17 protein-coding genes are annotated in these 19811 nt (G+C 45.8%); 8 read left to right on the forward strand and 9 right to left on the reverse strand.

Translation table 11 applies throughout. The features are described from left to right. Positions 1–86: 86 nt before the first annotated feature. From EAI83_RS12525 to EAI83_RS12535, 3 genes are all read left to right on the forward strand, one after another. Positions 87–1295 carry a MalY/PatB family protein gene (locus tag EAI83_RS12525; protein ID WP_129975582.1) on the forward strand — a complete coding sequence of 403 codons (1209 nt, stop codon included), beginning with the start codon at positions 87–89 and terminating at the stop codon, positions 1293–1295. A gap of 104 nt (positions 1296–1399) precedes the next feature. Next, on the forward strand, positions 1400–2758 hold the full coding sequence (locus EAI83_RS12530; RefSeq protein ID WP_129975584.1) for a M20 family metallopeptidase: 1359 nt from the start codon (positions 1400–1402) through the stop codon (positions 2756–2758). Between the two features lie 20 nt (positions 2759–2778). Then, complete coding sequence (locus tag EAI83_RS12535) at positions 2779–3192, forward strand: C-GCAxxG-C-C family protein (protein ID WP_129975586.1); 414 nt, start codon at positions 2779–2781, stop codon at positions 3190–3192. 256 nt (positions 3193–3448) lie between these two features. Here the strand turns inward: EAI83_RS12535 and EAI83_RS12540 are convergent, their stop codons facing one another. Further along, positions 3449–5566 carry a glycoside hydrolase family 36 protein gene (locus EAI83_RS12540; RefSeq protein WP_129975588.1) on the reverse strand — a complete coding sequence of 706 codons (2118 nt, stop codon included), beginning with the start codon at positions 5564–5566 and terminating at the stop codon, positions 3449–3451. A 260-nt stretch (positions 5567–5826) separates the two neighbouring features. Between EAI83_RS12540 and EAI83_RS12545 the strand changes: the two genes are divergently transcribed. After that, entirely contained in the window at positions 5827–6774 is a 948-nt protein-coding gene (locus tag EAI83_RS12545; protein ID WP_129975590.1) for an AraC family transcriptional regulator, read from the forward strand. Positions 6775–6954: 180 nt separating this feature from the next. Here EAI83_RS12545 and EAI83_RS12550 read toward each other — a convergent pair whose 3' ends face one another. The 3 genes from EAI83_RS12550 to EAI83_RS12560 all read right to left on the reverse strand — a co-directional run bounded on the left by EAI83_RS12550 (position 6955) and on the right by EAI83_RS12560 (position 10083). Beyond that, positions 6955–9030, reverse strand: coding sequence for a heavy metal translocating P-type ATPase (locus tag EAI83_RS12550; RefSeq protein WP_129975592.1), 2076 nt, complete (start codon positions 9028–9030; stop codon positions 6955–6957). 14 nt (positions 9031–9044) lie between these two features. Next, positions 9045–9365 carry a DUF6110 family protein gene (locus EAI83_RS12555; protein WP_129975594.1) on the reverse strand — a complete coding sequence of 107 codons (321 nt, stop codon included), beginning with the start codon at positions 9363–9365 and terminating at the stop codon, positions 9045–9047. A 259-nt stretch (positions 9366–9624) separates the two neighbouring features. Next, positions 9625–10083 carry a transcriptional repressor gene (locus tag EAI83_RS12560; protein WP_021651932.1) on the reverse strand — a complete coding sequence of 153 codons (459 nt, stop codon included), beginning with the start codon at positions 10081–10083 and terminating at the stop codon, positions 9625–9627. A gap of 332 nt (positions 10084–10415) precedes the next feature. Here EAI83_RS12560 and EAI83_RS12565 point away from each other — a divergent pair, with 332 nt between their 5' ends. After that, positions 10416–11531, forward strand: coding sequence for an ABC transporter ATP-binding protein (locus EAI83_RS12565; RefSeq protein ID WP_129975596.1), 1116 nt, complete (start codon positions 10416–10418; stop codon positions 11529–11531). 104 nt (positions 11532–11635) lie between these two features. Continuing rightward, positions 11636–12724 (forward strand): PucR family transcriptional regulator, encoded by a 1089-nt coding sequence (locus EAI83_RS12570; RefSeq protein WP_129975599.1) that lies wholly within the window; start codon positions 11636–11638, stop codon positions 12722–12724. A gap of 84 nt (positions 12725–12808) precedes the next feature. On the opposite strand, the gene EAI83_RS12575 is transcribed toward EAI83_RS12570, so the two are convergent. From EAI83_RS12575 to modA, 3 genes are all read right to left on the reverse strand, one after another. Beyond that, on the reverse strand, positions 12809–13858 hold the full coding sequence (locus EAI83_RS12575; RefSeq protein ID WP_129975601.1) for a sulfate/molybdate ABC transporter ATP-binding protein: 1050 nt from the start codon (positions 13856–13858) through the stop codon (positions 12809–12811). Then, on the reverse strand, positions 13858–14553 hold the full coding sequence (modB, locus tag EAI83_RS12580) for a molybdate ABC transporter permease subunit (protein ID WP_021651929.1): 696 nt from the start codon (positions 14551–14553) through the stop codon (positions 13858–13860). Before modB ends, EAI83_RS12575 begins: the two co-directional genes overlap by 1 nt. Positions 14554–14620: 67 nt before the next feature. Then, on the reverse strand, positions 14621–15523 hold the full coding sequence (gene modA, locus EAI83_RS12585; RefSeq protein WP_129975603.1) for a molybdate ABC transporter substrate-binding protein: 903 nt from the start codon (positions 15521–15523) through the stop codon (positions 14621–14623). 307 nt (positions 15524–15830) lie between these two features. Between modA and EAI83_RS12590 the strand changes: the two genes are divergently transcribed. Together EAI83_RS12590 and EAI83_RS12595 are read left to right on the forward strand one after the other, a co-directional pair. Continuing rightward, the gene (locus EAI83_RS12590) at positions 15831–16043 is read left to right on the forward strand and encodes a TOBE domain-containing protein (RefSeq protein ID WP_015527392.1); all 213 of its coding nucleotides are present in this window, start codon (positions 15831–15833) and stop codon (positions 16041–16043) included. Next, a complete protein-coding gene (locus EAI83_RS12595; protein ID WP_118608662.1) occupies positions 16036–16956 on the forward strand; it encodes a substrate-binding domain-containing protein in 921 nt (306 codons plus the stop codon). Before EAI83_RS12590 ends, EAI83_RS12595 begins: the two co-directional genes overlap by 8 nt. A gap of 139 nt (positions 16957–17095) precedes the next feature. Here EAI83_RS12595 and EAI83_RS12600 read toward each other — a convergent pair whose 3' ends face one another. Together EAI83_RS12600 and EAI83_RS12605 are read right to left on the reverse strand one after the other, a co-directional pair. Further along, positions 17096–18670: a serine hydrolase gene (locus tag EAI83_RS12600; RefSeq protein ID WP_129975605.1), complete on the reverse strand. Its 1575-nt coding sequence runs from the start codon at positions 18668–18670 to the stop codon at positions 17096–17098. A gap of 52 nt (positions 18671–18722) precedes the next feature. Beyond that, positions 18723–19799 (reverse strand): acyltransferase family protein, encoded by a 1077-nt coding sequence (locus tag EAI83_RS12605; RefSeq protein WP_059086127.1) that lies wholly within the window; start codon positions 19797–19799, stop codon positions 18723–18725. Positions 19800–19811 lie beyond the last annotated feature (12 nt).

The raw sequence follows: 19811 nt of genomic DNA on the forward strand, positions 1-19811 counted from the left end.
ATATCATCAAAAGCATACTCGTTGAAGTAGGAATGAAACATAGAAGTTTATAACTTTTTATAAGTTTTCAGTAACGGAGCATTCATATGAAATACGACTTCACTTCCATCATTGACCGACATGGCAGAGATTCCATCGCAGTAGACGGCCTGAAGGGCGATGGTTTCTCTCCTGCCCCGCCGAAGGAGGGATTCGATGCCATCCCGATGTGGGTAGCAGACATGAACTTTCCTACTGTACCTACCATACAGCAGGCGATCATCGAACGGGCCAGTCACCCGGCCTTCGGTTACTTCGAAGCCCCGCCGGAATATTATAAGGCCATCATCCACTGGCAGGAAACACGCCACGGTATCACCGGTCTGAAGCCCAGACACATTGGCTACGAAAATGGCGTTCTGGGCGGAGTTATCAGTGCACTGAACTGCGTCTGCTCCCGCGGTGATAACGTCCTGGTTCACAGTCCGACATACATAGGCTTCACCAAAAGTCTGAAAAACAACGGCTACGAGGCCGTACACTCTCCTCTGACAAAGGATGAAAACGGCATATGGAGAATGGATTATGCAGACATGGAAAAACAACTCCGTGAAAAAAAGATCCACGCTGCCATTCTCTGCAATCCACACAATCCCTGTGGACGCGTGTGGGAACGCCGGGAGCTGGAAAAAGCCATGGAGCTGTACCGAAAATATGATGTCTATGTCATCTCAGACGAGATCTGGTCTGACCTCATCCTGAATGGCCATAAGCATATCCCCAGCCAGTCCATCAGCGAAGATGCCCGCCAGCGTACAGCGGCCTTCTACGCTCCATCCAAAACCTTTAATCTGGCAGGACTTGTTGGCAGCTATCACATTGTATACAACAGCTGGTGGCGGGATCGTATTTTGAAGGAGTCCAGTCTGAGCCATTATAATATGATGAATGTTCTGTCCATGCACGCTCTGCTTGGCGCTTATCAGCCTGAAGGCTATGAATGGACCGATGAACTATGCGAAGTACTAAGCGGAAATGTAAGCTTTGCCTGTGATTACATTGACCGGCACTTTAAGGGTGTCAACGTTTCCAGACCGGAAGGCACCTACATGCTCTTTGCCGACTGCACCGACTGGTGTACTGCCCATGGCAAAACAATCGAAGATGTGGAAAAAGCCTGCTGGGATGTCGGCGTTGCCGTCCAGGACGGCAGGATGTTTTTCGGTCCCTGTCACCTAAGAATGAATCTGGCCTCACCCCGTTCCCGCATAGAAGAAGCCTTCCGCCGAATGGATCGGTACGTCTTCAACAGGTAAAAATCCACTCTGCCATTCATTACAATCTATGCTATAATAGAGCTCATAACATCAGCGTTCCATCCTGTCACTTTCCGGAACGCTGTAAACAGGAGGAAATCAATATGGATATTAAAGAGGAAATCCACGCATTATCAGAAGAAATGCTCACAAATCTTGGCAGACTGGTTGCCATTGACTCCCAGCTCGGTACCCCTTCCGAGGGAAAGCCATTTGGTGAGGGTCCTGCAAAAGCCCTGGAAGAGGGACTGAAGATTGCCGAAGAGCTTGGCTTTAAAACCGTAAACCTGGATAACTACTGCGGTTATGCCGAAATGGGTGAGGGCGATGAGATCGTCGGCATCGCCGGTCATCTGGATATCGTTCCTGTAGGCGGAGACTGGACCTACGATCCGTTCCGCCTTACCCGTGAAGACGATCATGTATACGGCCGCGGGACCACTGATGACAAAGGCCCTATCCTGGAAGCGCTCTATGCCATGAAGCTTCTCCGCGACCACGGCGTGAAGCTGAACAAAAGAGTCCGCCTGATCATGGGCTGCAACGAGGAAACAGGTTCCAGATGTATGGATCACTACAATCAGGTAGCAGAAGAGCTTTCCTGCGGTTTCACACCGGATGCCAGCTTCCCGTGTATCCACGGTGAAAAAGGTCAGCTTGCCATGATCGCCTGCTCAAAAAACACCCGGATCATCTCCATGAACGGCGGTTTTGTATCCAATGCAATGTGTGACACCTGTACAACCGTTGTTCCCGATGAGGACGGTCTGAAGGAAAAGCTGGAATCCGCACTTTCCCGGACGAAGCTCCAGGAATATAAGGTAACCGAAGAAAATGGTGAGCTCACCATCTACGCCAAAGGTATTCCGGCTCATGCCAGCACTCCCCATCTCGGTGTCAATGCTGCAGGAGTAACTTTTGAATGTCTGGCAAAAGCAGGCTTTGAAGATGACTTTGTGGAATTCTATAACTCCCATATCGGCACTGCATGTGACGGCTCCGGCATTGGTCTGAAATTTGCAGATGAATACGGCGATCTGACGTTATGCAACGGAATCGTAAAAACAGAAAACGGTGTCATTTCCTGTACCATCGATATCCGTGTTCCGGTAACTCTTAATGAGACCGATATCCGCAAAATGTGCCAGGACAGACTGGAAGATAAAAACGGTCGTATTGAGATCATAAAGGTTGTTGCTCCGTTATTCTTCCCAAGAGAATCTCCGCTGGTAAATGCTCTTTACAAAGCTTACACAGATGTGACCGGCGATACCGAACACAAACCAATGGTCATCGGAGGCGGCACTTACGCAAAATCCCTCAAAAACATCATAGCCTTCGGACCTGAAAAAGAGGGAATTGACTACCGTATCCACGGAGCCGATGAATTTATCCTGGTCTCTGGTATGGAAGAAGCGGTACTGATCTATATGGAAGCAATCAAAAATATGCTTGCGATCTGAAATCAGGAGGATAAGAAATCATGAGTACAAAAGCCGAATACGCTACAAAATTACACGAGAATGGCTGTAACTGTGCACAGGCAGTTGCCTGTTCTTTCTGCCGGGAATTTGGCATCGATGAAAACGAGATGTTCCGTATTGCCGAGGGCTTCGGCCTTGGAATGAGTGTTATGGAAATGTGCGGTGCTCTTTCCGGTATGGCTATGATCATCGGACTTTCCAACAGCCGCGGAAATACCGAAGAAGGTTCCGGCTCCAAAGGTGACACTTACAAAAAGCTCCGCACCTATATCCAGAAATTCAAAGAAAAAAACGGTTCCTGTATCTGCCGTGAATTAAAAGGTGTAGAAACAGGCAAGGTTCTCTGCAGCTGCCCGCAGTGTATCACCGATGCGGTTGCTCTTACAGAAGAATATCTTGCGGAAAACAGATAATCTCATAAAATAAAACAGCAGAATTGTATATTCCCTGTAATCCCGGGACATACAGCTCTGCTGTTTTCTGTTTCTATTCGCTTTTCACTGTCAGATCCTTCACCCATCTGTATTTCTTATAATTCAGGTACACAGCCGGGATCTTTACAACTTCATCCAGACTGATGAGCTTTCTGGTAAAAATGCCGGCGCTCTTTTATTTTCCATTTATTTTTGCCCACGCCTCTTCGTCAAACTTACGGTCTTTCCTGATTTTCTATTTCATCTCGATCTTAAACAGTCTGGCCGCTTTTTCCTGTGGCATCTTCACTACAAGATTTCCATTTTCGATCTTATATCCGCACATCTCTTCCTTCGGATAGATCACGGATACTCTGCGGACCTGCTCTGCATTTTCCAGCGGGATCACTGCTTCTGTTGTTCCCGGTGTCCATACCGAAAGATAGGTATTCTTCTCTGCTTTCACTCCGTAAGCAAGAACTTCAGATTTCAGAGTTCCAAAACCAAGCGGGAAGAACGGCACGCCGTCACGGACTTCCTCACGGATCTCCTTATACAGGGAGATTCCCTCCTTCATACGGTTCATGGAATTTTCGCCCAGCTTCCATACCATACCGCTGATATATGGGCGGAGAAGCATACCATTTACTACATTGTAGATCACATGCTCTTCTTCATCCTCATACGGATATACCCACATACCACCCTGCTCCGGAGTTACCGCACTGGCTACATTGGCAGCGATATTGGCATTGTAGAGATAATCTGTCTGATCACTGGTAGACTGCAGGCTTAAGATCTTCAGCATACCATAATCCATACGCTGTCCGCCGGAACCGCAGTTCTCCACAACAAGCTCCGGATGATCCCGGAAGATTTCCTCATACCACTGGTGAAGACATTCATAATGCTCACGGATGGCATCTGCACAGCTGTCACTGTTCAGATCACTTCCATATCCCATGGTTACGTTATAGTCCACTTTAAAGTACTCTACACCGTAATCATTGATCAGCCTGTCTACTACATCACGGCAATATTTCCGTACCTCCGGATTGCGGAAATCCAGCATATAGCGTTTATTGTCAATGTGGCGTTTTCCATGACGGCAGACAAACCAGTCATCCGGAAGCTTGTTTGCCAGTTCGCAGGCAACTCCCATAACCTCGATTTCCAGCCAGAGTCCCATTTTCAGGCCTTTACTGTGTGCATGATCGCAGACTTCTTTCAAACCATTGGGAAATCTTCCGGATGCTTCTTTCCATTCCCCGACACGGTCCCACCAGAATCCGTCGTCATACCAGCCTGCATCCAGGCAGTAATATTCGCATCCGAGCTCTACTGCCTTGTCAATGATGGAAAGCTCCCGCTCCGTTGTAGGGTCTCCCATCAGGCAATTCATGTAATCATTAAATACCACGTTCAGCTTCTCATCGTCCGTATTCGGTCTGCGTACTTTTCTCCGATATCTGGTCAGTGCCGCTGCTGCCGGATTCAGGCCACCTTTTACAACCGCTGCCCCTGCCGGAACGGTTGTAAAGCTTTCTCCCGGTTTCAGATTCTTATACCAGCCATGCTCCTGCTCTGTGGCGCCGCTTAAGGCAAGATACAAATTTCCGCCCTGTGCAGAGCCATATTCTGCCAGCCACTGTCCGGAGCTTTCAATCTGGAAAATATACGTCTCCCCTGTTTCTCTGTCCTCGGCAATTCCCATGGGAAGATACTCACAGGTAGACCAGGTGCCCTTTCCACTGTAACAATAACGGTTCAGGCCATATCCCTGATGATTGAAGCCATCTACGACCATTCCGTTTAAATTCAGCGTTTCTGCATCGTATTTCTGCCACTGTGCCTCACAGCACCAGCTGTTAAACGGCACATAGATATCTGTTTTTTTATAATAAGGCTTCTCGCCGCCTCTGGAAATTCCCTGATACATAAAAGAAGAAACATAGGTCAGCCCCTGATCCTCGCTTCCCTCGTTGATGATCTCTGTCCAAGTCTGTACTGCCGGCACTCCATCAAACAGGCGCATATGATATACTGCCTTCAGCTTTTCCGGGGAAATCATTACGATCTCTAGCTCTTTTCCGCCGGCCTGTGCCTTCAGCTCATGGTTCTCATAAACAAAATCCACAGAGGACTGATTGATGTTGTTTTTGTAGGCATGCATGTTTAAGCTTCCTGTGCCGCTTCTGTGGATCTCAACAGCCGGATAACAGATATCATCCTTCGGCTCCATGACTGCTTTTTTTACTTCCTGTGAAGAAAAATCTGCCAGCTCTACCACGCCGTTTTCCCGGATACGAAACTGGATATCCAGGCCATTCTCATGTAATTCGATCATTTTCATGTTTTCATTTTTATAGCTCATAGAAAATACCCTCCGTTTTTCTGATTCTGATCACAGTATAATATCTGTTTTTTTATAAGGTGACAGGTATCATCCCCTGAATGTAAAAATGCAATATATTGTCGTATTTATTTTTGCGTGATATACTGTTTGCTGACAGTAAAGAGTACAGTCAGTCAGACATGTAGGGCGATTTAATCGAATATCTGCATCTGTCCGACTCGCAATTTACAGCTGAAATATTTACATTCCGCTTCGCAGCATACTCAGGAGGTTTTTTCATGCCAGATATTTTCCAGGACTCTTCCCGATATTTCCATATTTCTGCTTTTTATGCTCTCTCCCTGCCTTATTATCATATGGAGCATCACACACATTCCAGCTATGAGATCATGTATATCACCTCCGGTTCCTGCCGGGTTTTCTGCCTGGATGGCACACAGGACACGGAATTCCCACTGAAATCCGGGCAATTTATCTTTATCCGGCCGGATGTACCTCACAGGCTGGAGATTCCGGATGGTTTTCCCTGCTCGATCCTGAATCTGGAATTTTCCCTTACTCCCGAAAAAAGTCCGGTTGCTCTGGAGCTTCTCCTGAAAAAGGATCCCGGATTTTCCCAGTTCTGGAATTTTATGGAAGCCTCCCAGGGCTTCTGCTCCGGCGCGGATTCCCGCAGCTTCGGATACAGCCTGAAGGATCTGCTCACCTTTTTACAACAAAATTCCGGTCAGATACAAAAGGAAGAATTTCTCTTCTTTCTTCTTTTCAGCCGTATGCTTACAGAGCTTGCATTCTGCGCCCGCTCCAGCCGGAGCACCCAGGGAATCGTCTATCTGAAAAAAGCGCTCCGCTATATTGACGAGCATTATCTGGAAGACATTGATATTCCTGCCATCTCCGCATATGCAGGGATCAACAAATCCTACCTGCAGGCGCTCTTTACAGAAAAAAACGGCTGCACCATCAATACCTATATCAACCGCAAGCGTATGGAACAGGCCTCCTTTCTTCTGTGCAACAGTACTCTGCACATTACGGATATTGCCTTTTCTTCCGGATACAACAGCCGGCAGCATTTTGCACATACCTTCGAAAAATTTTATCATATGAGCCCCTCCAGGTACCGAAGCCTTCATACCCGGCCTCTCCGTTCGGATACCCAAAAGAAACGCTATCATATGACTGACGGACTGATGTTGGAAAGCGAACCCTTTCCTCAGGAATAAAACTTACTTCATACACCTACACCTTCAGGCTGATACCTGCGATCCACGTCTGAGCAGCCAAAAAAAACGGCCAGGTACGAAGCTCTTATCTCTTCGATAACCTGGCCGGCTTTTTATATTTATTGTCAAGCGGATATTCGCAATCCTGCAGAGGACTCACTTGATTCGGTTAAAAATTTTCTATGGAAGCAGATTCTGCATACTCTTCAGGCTGATCGCCAGTGTGGAGGTATTATGCAGAAGTGCGGATGAAGTCGGCTGCAGGATACCTGCAACGCCACAGGCGATAAGACCTGCGTTAAAGGTAATAATAAAACGGTAATTGCGTCTGATACGCTTCATCAGTGCATTGCTGATCTCTTTCAGAACAACAAGCTCCTGAAGATCATCTGCACCTACAGTAATATCTGCGATCTCCCGGGCAATTTCAGCACCATCACTGATGGCGATACCGACATTGGCTGCGGAAAGTGCCGGAGAATCATTGATTCCGTCACCTACCATGATAACCTTTCTTCCGGCTGCCTTTTCTTTTTCGATGAAGTTGGCCTTATCCTCCGGAAGTACCTCGGAATAATATTCGTCCACTCCCACACGTCTGGCAATGGCTGCTGCTGTACGCTCACTGTCCCCTGTCATCATAACGATCTTGGAAATCCCTGCCCCGCGCAGTGCTTCTACAGAAGCTTTCGCCTCCTCACGAAGAGGATCTTCAATACAGATCACGGCTGCAAGGCGTCCGTCAATGGCAAGATACAGGTGGGAATACTCTTCCGGAATATTGTCGAATTTCTCCTTGCCATCCTCCGGGATCAGACATTTCTCATCTTCAAATACAAAGTGATAGCTTCCGATCACGGCCTTATGGTCTTCGATCGTAGTGGAAATTCCATGCGCTACTACATATTCAACCTTTGAATGCATCTCCTCATGGGCCAGATGCTTCTTCCTGGCAGCACTGACAACAGCCTTGGCCATGGAGTGTGGGAAATGCTCTTCCATACATGCGGCGATACGCAGCATCTCCTCCGGATCATTGTTGTCAAAAGGAACCACATCCACAACGGTTGGCTTCGCCTTTGTCAGAGTTCCTGTCTTATCAAATACGATGGTATCTGCCTCAGCCATTGCTTCCAGATATTTACCGCCCTTAACTGTAGCCTTATGGGTACCGGCCTCACGGATTGCAGACAATACAGAGATCGGCATTGCAAGCTTAAGCGCGCAGGAGAAATCCACCATCAGGATCGCAAGGGCCTTGGTGGCATTTCTGGTAAGGAGATATGTAAGTGCTGTTCCTCCAAGAGTATAGGGAACCAGCTTATCTGCCAGATGCTCTGCCTTTCCCTCCAAAGAAGATTTCAGCTTCTCAGACTCCTCGATCATGGTAACGATCTTGTCATAGCGGCTGGAACCACCTACCGTCTTTACGCGGATGGTGATCTCACCTTCCTCCACAACAGTGCCTGCATAGGCAACGCTACCCTCTTTCTTGCATACAGGTACAGACTCACCGGTAAGAGAAGCCTGGTTGACCATAGCCTCTCCATCTGTAACACTTCCGTCAAAAGGAATTACGGTACCCATACGTACAACAACCTCATCTCCCGGCTGGACCTCTCCGGACTCTACCAAGATCTCCTGATCCTCTCTCTTCAGCCATACCCTGCCAACATTCAGGGACATGGTTCTTGCAAGATCACCTACGGATTTCTTATGCGTCCACTCTTCCAAGATCTCTCCGATTCCAAGCAGGAACATGATGGAGCCTGCAGTACCAAAGTCCTGACGTAATACAGACACTCCAATTGCAGTGGCATCCAGGACCGGCACCTCGATCTTACGGTGAAGAAGTGTATCGATTCCCTTCCAGATATATTTCAGGGAAGTAGCTGTTGTATAAATGGCATTCAGCGGATATGGCAGAAAAAGCCTTCTTCCGTAATGGCAGATCACCTTGGAGATCAGCTTCTCCTGATATTCTGCATTCAGTGCTCTCCCTGAGCTCTGCAGCACCTGCGAAGGAACCTCTACATCCTGATAATGAAATTCGCTGATACCACGGATAACCGCAGCTCTGCTGCCCCGATAATTTACAACTGCGTCACAGGTTCTCTCGTATACCTTGGCAGAAGCCACTTCATCAAGATTCTCGAGATAATACAACAGCGTATCTGCCTGCCCGTAGCTCATCCTCTTCTGAGCAAGATGGATACGAAGCCGGCCTCTTGTCTCATGTTTGATATAAAATTTCACGGAAAATCGCCTCTTTACTCAGCTGTCTCTTCTGCTGTTTCTTTGAATGCATCCTCATCTGCAGTTTCCTCTGCTTCTGTCTCAACATCCTCTACAGCCTCTTCAGCTGCTGCTCTTTCCTCATTGATCTCCTTAGCTTCAGCATAAATATCTTCAGCATTCTCCTGAAGATTCGTAGCTATTTTCATGATGCAGTCCTTAGCTCTTAAAACGGCTGCTGTGCATCCTGTGTAAAGCTTCTTCGCATCCTTGCTTGTGAGGATCTTGATTCCTGCTGTACCGAAAAGAACGCCTGCTGCAAAAAGTCCTGATTTCTTGAATTTAAAGTCTGCCATAATAATTTCCTCCTGATATATGATTTTTATTTTTTTCTGATTCCCGGTGAGGATTTTTCATGTCCGCCCCGATATTTTCATTATTATAAAATGTCTGTAAAAAAAAGTCCAGTGTTTTTTGTGTGAATTCAACACAATTCGTTAAATTTTCAGTTATTTTTGCCTAACAGTTAATTTTTACTAATAGTTTAATCTATCTAATTCTTAGTCTGTACAAACCTCTTCTTTCCTATTATATTGTGCCATAGCTTTTCCATACTCACCCGACCTCATGAACAGGCAGCAGCGCCAGGGTACGGATATTCTGTTCACTGATCTCCCCGCAGGCCCGAAGTCCTGCAAGGATCACTTCATTAAGCTTCTGTCCGGACAGATGGCATATCGTATCATCATCCAGTTCTACTGTGCAGACGCCTTTTGTGCTGCATGCCACGCGATACATATTCTTTCGACTGATAGCACCGATGGATTCCAGCGTATTGACCATACGGTATACTGTAGCTACACCGATCTTCGGATCCAGTGCGGAAGCCCTGTAATAGATTTCCTTACAACAGGAGCACTCTCCCTCCAGGATAATGTCCAGAAGAATCTTTCTCTGTCTGGTGATGCGGAGCCCCTTCTCCTTCAGTTTCTCTATAATAAGATCCCTCTGCATCTCTGTATGTCGGTAGCATCCTGTTTTTTTCTCTTCTGTTTCGGCTTCTGCAATATGCATTCTGATCCCTCCTTTATTGAGAAAACTTTTCTTTTATCTAATAAGTTAGTATACTCCAACTTAGGTTAGTTGTAAATAACTCCTTTGAACTTTTTTTTACATATTGAGGATTCTGCCTGAATACCGTATAATGTCTCGTGAACCTGTACATAGGAAACCGTCGTTTTGACAAAATGACGAAAAATCCCCTTTCGTTTTTTCGTCAGAATGACAAGAAACTGCCGGAAACTTTGTAAGATTCAGCTCTAGCCCTTTTCTCTCATTTTCGATATACTGTTAACCAGCAAAGGAAATTACGTAAAACAATATATTAATTTTGGAGGGAAACAACAATGGCAAGTTTATCATTATCTCACATTAATAAAACTTATCCGAACGGCTTCCAGGCAGTTAAAGATTTCAACCTGGAGATCGAAGACAAAGAATTCATCATCTTCGTAGGACCATCCGGATGTGGAAAATCTACAACACTTCGTATGATCGCAGGTCTTGAGGAGATCAGCGGTGGTACACTTAAGATCGGTGACAAAGTCATGAACGATGTTGAGCCTAAGGACCGTGATATCGCAATGGTATTCCAGAACTACGCTCTGTATCCTCATATGACAGTTTATGATAACATGGCATTCGGACTTAAGCTTCGTAAAGTTCCGAAGGACCAGATCGACAAGGCTGTTCGTGAAGCAGCAAGAATCCTTGACCTTGACAAGCTTCTTGATCGTAAACCGAAGGCTCTTTCCGGTGGTCAGAGACAGCGAGTTGCTATGGGACGTGCTATCGTTCGTAATCCTAAGGTATTCCTTATGGATGAGCCTCTTTCCAACCTGGATGCTAAGCTTCGTGTACAGATGCGTATCGAGATCTCCAAGATCCATCAGAGACTTGGTGCTACCATCATCTATGTAACACATGACCAGACAGAGGCTATGACACTTGGTACCAGAATCGTTGTTATGAAAGACGGTGTTGTTCAGCAGGTTGATACACCACAGAACCTGTATCAGAAACCAGGCAACCTCTTCGTTGCAGGATTCATGGGATCTCCGCAGATGAACTTCCTTGATGCTGTTATCTCCGAGAAAGGCGGCAATATAATTGCTACAATCGGTGGTGAGCATGAGGTTATCGTTCCGGCAGCTAAGGCTAAAGTCCTGAAAGACAAAGGCTATGTTGGAAAGAAAGTTGTTCTTGGTATCCGTCCTGAGGATATTCATGATTCTCAGATGTTCCTTGAGACATCTCCAAGCAAACCAATGAACTCCGTAGTTAAAGTTTACGAGCTTCTTGGTGCTGAAGTATTCCTGTACTTCGATGTTGACGGAACTCAGGTTACAGCACGAGTTGATCCTCGTACAACAGCTAAGACCGGTGATCCGATCAGATTTGCATTCGATATGGAGAAAGCTCACTTCTTCGACAAAGAGACAGAGCTTACTATCACAAACTAATTCTCGTCGAATCATAAAAACAGAATGTAACCCCGGGGGATATGATTTCCCGGGGTTTCTTTTTATTTCACTAGTTTTATTTCACATCAGAAAGGACGCTTTTTATGAAAATACAGCAAACAATTCAAAAATGTCTGGATGACTGGACCCGGATCAGCGGTCTTGATTTCTGTATTCTGGATGAAAATGACCAGATATACATTTCCACAGGGGACCGCCGACTTCCTTCTTCTGAAAAGCTTGCTCAGTTCCGGGAGGATCCTGCCTTATGCATCTCCAACCGCAGCTGCAGTCTGTACAAGCTGAACAACACACCTCAGAGCAATATGCTTCTGATCGTATGGGGCTCCGGAGAGCAGGCTTCTACCATCGGAGAGCTTGCTGTCTGCCAGGTAGAAAGTCTCCTCACCGCCTATACGGAAAAAACAGACAAGAACTCCTTTATGCAGAATCTTCTCCTGGACCGCTATTCCCAGGTAGAAGCTTTTAACAAGGCTGCCCGTCTTCATATCACACCTTCTGCCCGCCGTGCGGTATTTCTTGTGGAAACCAAGCAGCACAAGGACGAAAATGCCCTGGCTACCATCCGCAACATCTTTTCTGCCCGTACACGAGATTTTATCACTGCACTGGATGATTCCGGCATCATCGTAGTACGTGAGCTTCAGAGCACCGAAAGCTACGAAGAGCTGGAGGGTATCGCCTGCATGCTGGTGGATATGCTCAATACAGAGGCCATGACCTCTGCCTGGGTTTCCTACAGCAATGTTGCAGATGATATCATGGAGCTTTCCGATGCCTACAAGGAAGCCCGCACTGCTCTGGAGGTCGGCAAGATCTTTTATGCTGACAAAAACGTTTTCGGTTACAACCGTCTGGGCATCGGACGTCTGATCTATCAGCTTCCCACTCAGGTCTGCAACATGTTTGTAGGCGAGATCTTCGGAGAAGAATCCCTGGAATCTATTGACGACGAAACCCTCAATATCATCCGGACCTTCTTTGAAAATAACCTGAACCTTTCTGAAACCTCCAGACAGCTCTATGTGCACCGGAATACTCTGGTGTACCGTTTTGAAAAGCTACAGAAGCGTTTTGGCCTGGATATCCGTACCTTTGAGGATGCACTGGCCTTCAAGCTTGCCATGATGGTGTCCGATTACATTACCTATTCCGGAAATCATGGAAAATAGATTCTGCTCGTAAAAATCCATCAAAAATGCAGGAACACAAAAAATCCCCGGAAACAGCAGATAATGTCTGTTTCTGGGGGTTCTTTATTTCAGCAGCATCAGATGCTCCGGTGGAAGATACAGATATTCCGGAAGATCTTTATCCGGATCCTCCGTAAAGCTGTTTTTGGGACGCATCCACCATAATCCGGCAGCATTCTCTTCCGCTTTGTTTCGGATCATATACTGATGTTCAAATGTAGTTTCTATGTATTGGTCTACCTGCACTGCCATACAGTTCTCACCCGGCTCTGATTCCGGGCGGATCCAGTGGCCGCGGATCCCTACATGGGTAATATCCATATCTACGTTTTCTTCGGTATGGAGCTTCATTTTCCAGTCCGCCGCATAGATCTCGTGAGGTCCCAGCCTCTCCGCTCTGGAAAAATTCTTACAGCCGGTAAGCTTTGCTGCCTCCAGAAGTCCCGGTCTCTCAAACAGCTGCTTTGTCTCCCCGGTCACAAGGATCCTGCCTTCATGTACAATGGAAAGCTCCCTGCAGAATTTATAAGCCTCATCTCTGCTGTGTGTCACAAGGATCATATCTCCCGGATAGTCCTTGAGGAAATCCTGCATCTCCCGCTGGAGCACATCCTTCAGGTAACCGTCCAGTGCGGAAAACGGCTCATCCAGAAGAATAGCTTCCGGCTCTCCGATCATCATTCTGGCCAGTGCCACTCTCTGCTGCTGTCCGCCGGAAAGCTGTGAGGGCAGGCGCTTCTCCAGCCCCTCCAGATGATATCGCCGGATCAGATCTGCCACTTTTTCTCTGGCGGAGGATTTTTCCCCACGATAACCGCAGCGGATGTTCTGTTCCACTGTCATGGTTGGGAACAGCGCATAATTCTGAAACAGATATCCGATCCGTCGCTTCTGCGGTTTCAAATTGATCCCTTTTTCAGAATCAAACACTGTTTTTCCATTGATGACGATCCTTCCTTTATCCGGTGTTTCGATCCCTGCAATACAGCGTAAGGTCATGCTTTTTCCGCTGCCGGAAGCACCAAGAAGCCCAATGGCTGCCGAACTGCCTTCAAAATCTACCTTCAGGGAAAAATCACGGAAGTTTTTTTCGATATTTACTTTGACTGCCATCAGATCCACCTTCTTGTTTTCATTCCTCTTCCGGATACGATATTGATCAGCGCTACGATCACAAAGGAGATCAGCACGATCACAACGACCCAGAATCCTGCAGTTCCGTAATTTCCGGCTGCTGTCTCTGATGCAATGGCAACAGAAACTGTTCTGGTTTTTCCAAGGATATTTCCGGCAAGCATGGAGGTTGCGCCATATTCTCCGATCGCACGTGCAAATGCCAGCACTGTTCCGGATGCGATCCCCGGTCCTGCCGCCGGCATGACTACCCGCCAGAATATCCGGCTGTCGCTCATCCCCAGAGTCTGACCTGCATGGATAAGATTTATATCCACCTGTTCAAAAGCAGCCCGTGCATTGCGGTACATCAGCGGAAATGCGATCACTGCCGCTGCGACCACACAGCCCTTCCAGGTCTGCACGATCTTAATATCAAAATTATCCAAAAGAAAGCTTCCGAAGGGCCTTTTCAGGCTGAAGATCAGTAGCAGAAAAAATCCAGCCACTGTAGGAGGAAGTACTAGCGGAAGAGTAAGGATCCCGTCCAGTACTGCTCTGGCTCCCGGCTTCAGCTTCATGATCTTCCGGGCGCAAAATATTCCCAGAAAAAAAGCGATCACTGTGGCTGCCAGACCTGTTTTTAAGGAAATCCACAGAGGACTCCAGTTTATTTCTCTCAAAAATTCTGTCATATTTCATTCCTGTGCCGGCATTTACTGTGTTTCAGTATTTACTGCCTGCCGGTTTTCTACATCATACTCATTTGGATGTGCTGTCTGCGGAAGCTGTGCTGTCCTCAGCCTCCGTGTTGTCTGCAGAAGCTTCTGTGGCATCCTTGGAATCCTCAGCCTCATATGCTGTAAATCCATAGTCCTCAAATACCTTGATCGCTGCGTCAGACTCTACATAATCAAGAAAAGCCTCTGCAGCCCTGATATCGTCTTCCGATGCTTCCTTGTCCTCGATAAGTCCCACAGGATAAAGAACCGGCGTCTTAAGGCTGTCTGCCGGCGCCTCTGCGATGATATCTACTTTATCAGTAACAGACGCAGCATCTGTCGCATATACAACACCAACCTCATTACTTCCTTCACTGACTGCTGCAAGTACATCCGTTACATTCTTGCACTCGTTGATCTCCATTTTGTTTACATCGTCCATGATCCCAAGATTGCTAAAGATCTCACGGGAGTACTGTCCCACCGGAACATCCTCTCCTGCAAGCGCCATATTTTCAGCGTCTGTGATATTCTCGAATCCTGTTACCTTTGTCTCTCCGTCCTTTGGTCTGATCAGAACGACTTTGTTCTCAAGAAGATCCTTAACGGTGTCTTCCTTTGTCAGTTTTTCCTCTGTGAGGGCATCCATCTGTTTATCTGCTGCTGAAAAGAAAAGATCACAGCGTGCACCTTCCTCGATCTGTGTCTGCAGTGTACCTGAGCTGTCTGCACTGTAATAGATCGTTACATTCGGATAAAGCTCATTGAAATCCTTCTGGATCTCCTCCATGGAATTGCTGAGGCTGGCAGCAATAAATGCATAAACCTCTCCCTTCAGGTTCTCATCACCTTTCACTTCTGTGTCCGCCGCAAAAACAGTTCCGGTCATAAGGCCTGTTGTTAAAATTCCCGCGGTAAGGGCTGCTAAGATTTTTTTCTTCATCTTTTGTTTCTCTCCTTTTCCGTTTCGTTCAGTTTTGTTTAGTTTTGAATGGTTTTGTTTAATTTTACCGAAAGGAAAGTTTCTTGTCAAGCTATAAGGCATTGCTGTTTTTCTCTGCAAGTGCTATCATAAATACATAGTTGACAAGCCAGGCGGATGTTCACGATCCGCTTCGTTTCTTATCATGAGTGGCTTACAGCACTCCTGATACAGACAAATCCCACACAAGGTTCATTGCTCTGCACAACGGAAGCAGAGAACTTGCCTGATCCGGTTCATTCAATATTCAAAAAAAGGAGACTTACTTATGAAACTCAGTGCACGTAATCAGTTAAAAGGAAAAATCATCAACATCAACCAGGGAGCTGTAAATTCCATCGTTTCCATCGATATCGGTGGTGGAAATATCATCACTGCTACCATCTCCTGTGCGGCGGTGGAAGAACTTGGACTGAAAGTAGGCTCTGATGCTTACGCAGTTATTAAGGCAACCAATGTTATGGTAGGTATCGATGAATAAAGTCTACACAGCACAGGAAGTTGCAGATAAACTAAAGATCAAAAAATCCACAGTATATGACCTGATCAAACGCGGAGAGCTTTCCTCCTCCAAAGTCGGCAAACAGCTGCGGGTCAGCGAGGAACAGCTGTCTCAGTATCTTAAGGGTTCGGAATGTTCTGCGTCTTCTGCTCAGTCTTATGATCACCAGCCGGAGAGCTCTCTTTTGAAAAGGGATTATCTTCTGCATTCCAGTGGACTGATCATCAGCGGACAGTGTTCTCCGGCTCTGGATCTTCTCCTGAATCAGCTTCCCACACACCCGGACAATCTGCCGGTTCTGCAGTCTCACATGAACACCTACAACGGACTGTATTCTCTCTATTTTGAAAAAGTCCACATTGCCTGTGCATCCGCCTCACCGGAAGATATCCATAGCCTTATACCCGGTATCCCACTGACTGTGATCTCTCTGTGTCAATATCCTGTCGGCTTCTATGTAAAAAAAGAAAATCCCAAGAATATCCGGGGATTTTCTGATCTTACACGGGCAGATATTATTTTTGTGAACCGCGAAAAAGGAAGCAGCCGTCGTATCCTTCTTGACCGTACACTTCTGTCTTCCGAAATTTCACCGGATTCCATATCCGGATATCGAAATGAGCTTGTTACCGATCACTCCACGGCTGCTGCAGTGGCTGGCGGACAGGCAGACATAGCTCTTGGCGAGGCCTGTGTAGCGAGAAGCTTTCCGGAGCTGGATTTTCTTCCTGTTTGCCAGGAATCACTCTTCCTGGTTATGCAGACCAAAAATCTGAGCACCCCCGGCTTTCAGGCCGTAGCGGAAACCATTGCATCCGAACCTTTCCGCCGGTTTTTAGCTCTTCAAACCGGATACGATACTACTGACACCGGAAATATCCGGCATATTTAGGGCTAAGAAAAACGCTTATGTAAAAAATTCTTCCGCAACCATTTCTTTGATAATACAAAATCAGCCAGCACGTCAATGATCACTCCTTATTTTTGCCCAATTAAGGAAGTTTCTTGATCCTATGACTGCTGACTGATCTTTATTTATTCAAATATTGATATACTCTTGAAGAAATCGAACGGATTCCGTACAGTAAATGATCTTCGGAAGCGCCTTCTGAAAATATACATAATACATAATTTGTTTTCTTTCCATAGACGATTGCCATATCATGCTGAACTGAGCTTGTCTCACCAGTTTTGTTCGCGCATACTATACCTGTCGGAAGACCTGATGGAATTTTGTATCGTTTCGTCTGATGCAGTAAAAGATTTAGCATTTCTCTGGAATACTGTTGAGAAACACACTGACCTCGATAGATTTTTTCTAAGAGTCTCCCACAATCTTTTGCAGATGCCGTGTTACGCCAGCCATCACTGCTCCAGGCAGAAGAAGATGGATGCAGGGAACTGTGACAACCGGTATTTTTGTAACCGTTCTTTCGAAGATACTGGTTCACTACAGCCGTTCCTCCTACAAAGCTTCCGCCTCCCTGACGCCTTACCAGTTCATTATAACATTCATTATCACTGACGGTGATCATATCCCACAGCAAGCTGTACACACCGGAGCTGTATTGCATTTTTCCCTGACGGATCTGATCATAGACCGACGCCATCACAAATGCCTTGATCGTACTTGCCGGATACATTTCCCGATCATTTATGTTTACAACATTTCCTGTTTTCAGATCTTTTATATAAACAGACCAGTTTCCACCGTAGGCAGAAACAAAGCTCTCCAATTCCGATTTAAATGCACTTAGAGCATACTCTGATCTTGTACTTTTTCTTCCCTGCCAGTCCACATACTGACCATCCGGTGTTTTCATATTTTTCGCAATGGTTCCGTTCGATTTCAGGTAATAACCATCTTTCCACCGGTTCACCAGCATTTTTCCATTTTGGTCTACATAATATTGCTGGCCCTCACAGGTTACCCACCCTGCCTTCTGTACCATTCTCCCATTATCATTGCCAAAATAATAGATTCCGTTAAACTTTTTTCCCTGAACTGTTTTGTTCACTTTATGAAAAGACGGACGCATGCAGATTCTTCCGGTTCCATAGAAATAATAATAACCACTTTTAAAATTACGCCCACCGAATCTTCTCTGTCTTATATAGCGTACTGTTCCACGATCAGCCAGTTTTCCGTACGCTTCCACATAATAAATGCCTGCGATAATTTTTTTGCCCCGTACCTTCTGTTCAGCTATGTTTACAAAGCCACGCTCTCCCTTTGAAATTCTTCCATTGGAGTCTGTGATGTGGTATTTATCAAAGCGGACACCGGAAACTGTCTTTTTATCGAAATAATAAACGGATTGCTTTCTCAAAAGTTTTCCGTTTTTATCAAACATATAAAATCCTGTTTTTAAAAACTCTGTCTTTGGGATTGACAAATAACGTAATCCGGTAAGTTTTCGCTTATTAGAATCTTTCAAATACCAGTTCCCGCCAGATTTCTGAAGATAATTTCCACTGTTATCCCAAAATCGTACCGTTCTTTCAGCAGCCTCAACCTTTATCTCTGTACTTCTGGCACCAATAATACATCCAAAAACCACTACTAATATCAACCAATATATACAAACTGTTTTTTTTGCTTTCATACTTTAACAAGACCTGCCACAGACGATGGCAGGTCTTTCTCCTTTATCTTTATTATCCTATTTTCACACAGATGTTCTGGATCAGGCGGTTGTATCCGCTTACCTTTTTCAGCCATTCCAGCGCTATGGACACTGCCAGTGAAGCCAGCAGAAGCGTCAGTGTATTGGTCAGAAAATATCCACTCACATACACAAAAGAAGATTTTCTTATAAATGTATGTATCAGAAATATATTCATGGAATGTTTTCCGAGGAACAATAAAATCTGTCGCACTCCCGGAATGACATTAATAAATTCGCAGCAAAATGCCATAAATACAATTGGATACACACCCCAGTGGATCTCACTGTATACCGTCAGCGGCAAAGTTCTGTACGCTTTATACAAAATAAACACCGCAAGAAGCTCCAGAAGAAATTTGAAAACATGCTTCATTCCAGCATTCCATATCTTAAACCATCGGTTAAACAGATCATACTTGGCTACACACATTCCCATGAGAAATACCGGTAAAAATGCATAAATACCCGTAATTCCCATAACCTCCAGGGAAATTATCCGTGGAAATGCCGCAACAGCCACAAGAATAAATACCAGATATTCTTCCTTTATCATAAACAGTGGCACACAGATGATAAAAATGATCGCCGCACTCATATACCACCAGGTTCCGTTCAGAGTCGAAGTTCCGAAAAGTTTCGCCAGACCAAAAAAATCCAGCACCATTGCGCTAACACCTTTGGCAATATTTCCGTTTCCGAAATATCTGGCCACGGCATAGCCGTTATAAAGCTGTGAGCTCACAACAGAAAGCCCCCATATAATCCAGAACCCTCCCATTGTTTTTATCAGTCTTTTGGCTGTCCACTTGCCAGGTGTAGAATTATTTTTTCTGTAACTGAGATACAGTCCGTATCCGGAAATAAATGCATAGATCGGTACACAGATCTTAAATGTTCTGCACAGATACATGATCCGATCTGCTGAAAACGGAGTGAAAACAACATTCAGCCCCTCAAATCTGTCTTGACTCAGATACATATGATGGAACAGCATTATAACAATGGCAATGCCCTTCATCGCCTGAGAATTATATTTATCAAACTTTATTGCCTGCTTTCCTTCCAAAATCCAACCTCC

The organism is Blautia sp. aa_0143, from assembly GCF_004167315.1.
GTDB classification, from domain to species: domain Bacteria; phylum Bacillota; class Clostridia; order Lachnospirales; family Lachnospiraceae; genus Blautia_A; species Blautia_A fusiformis.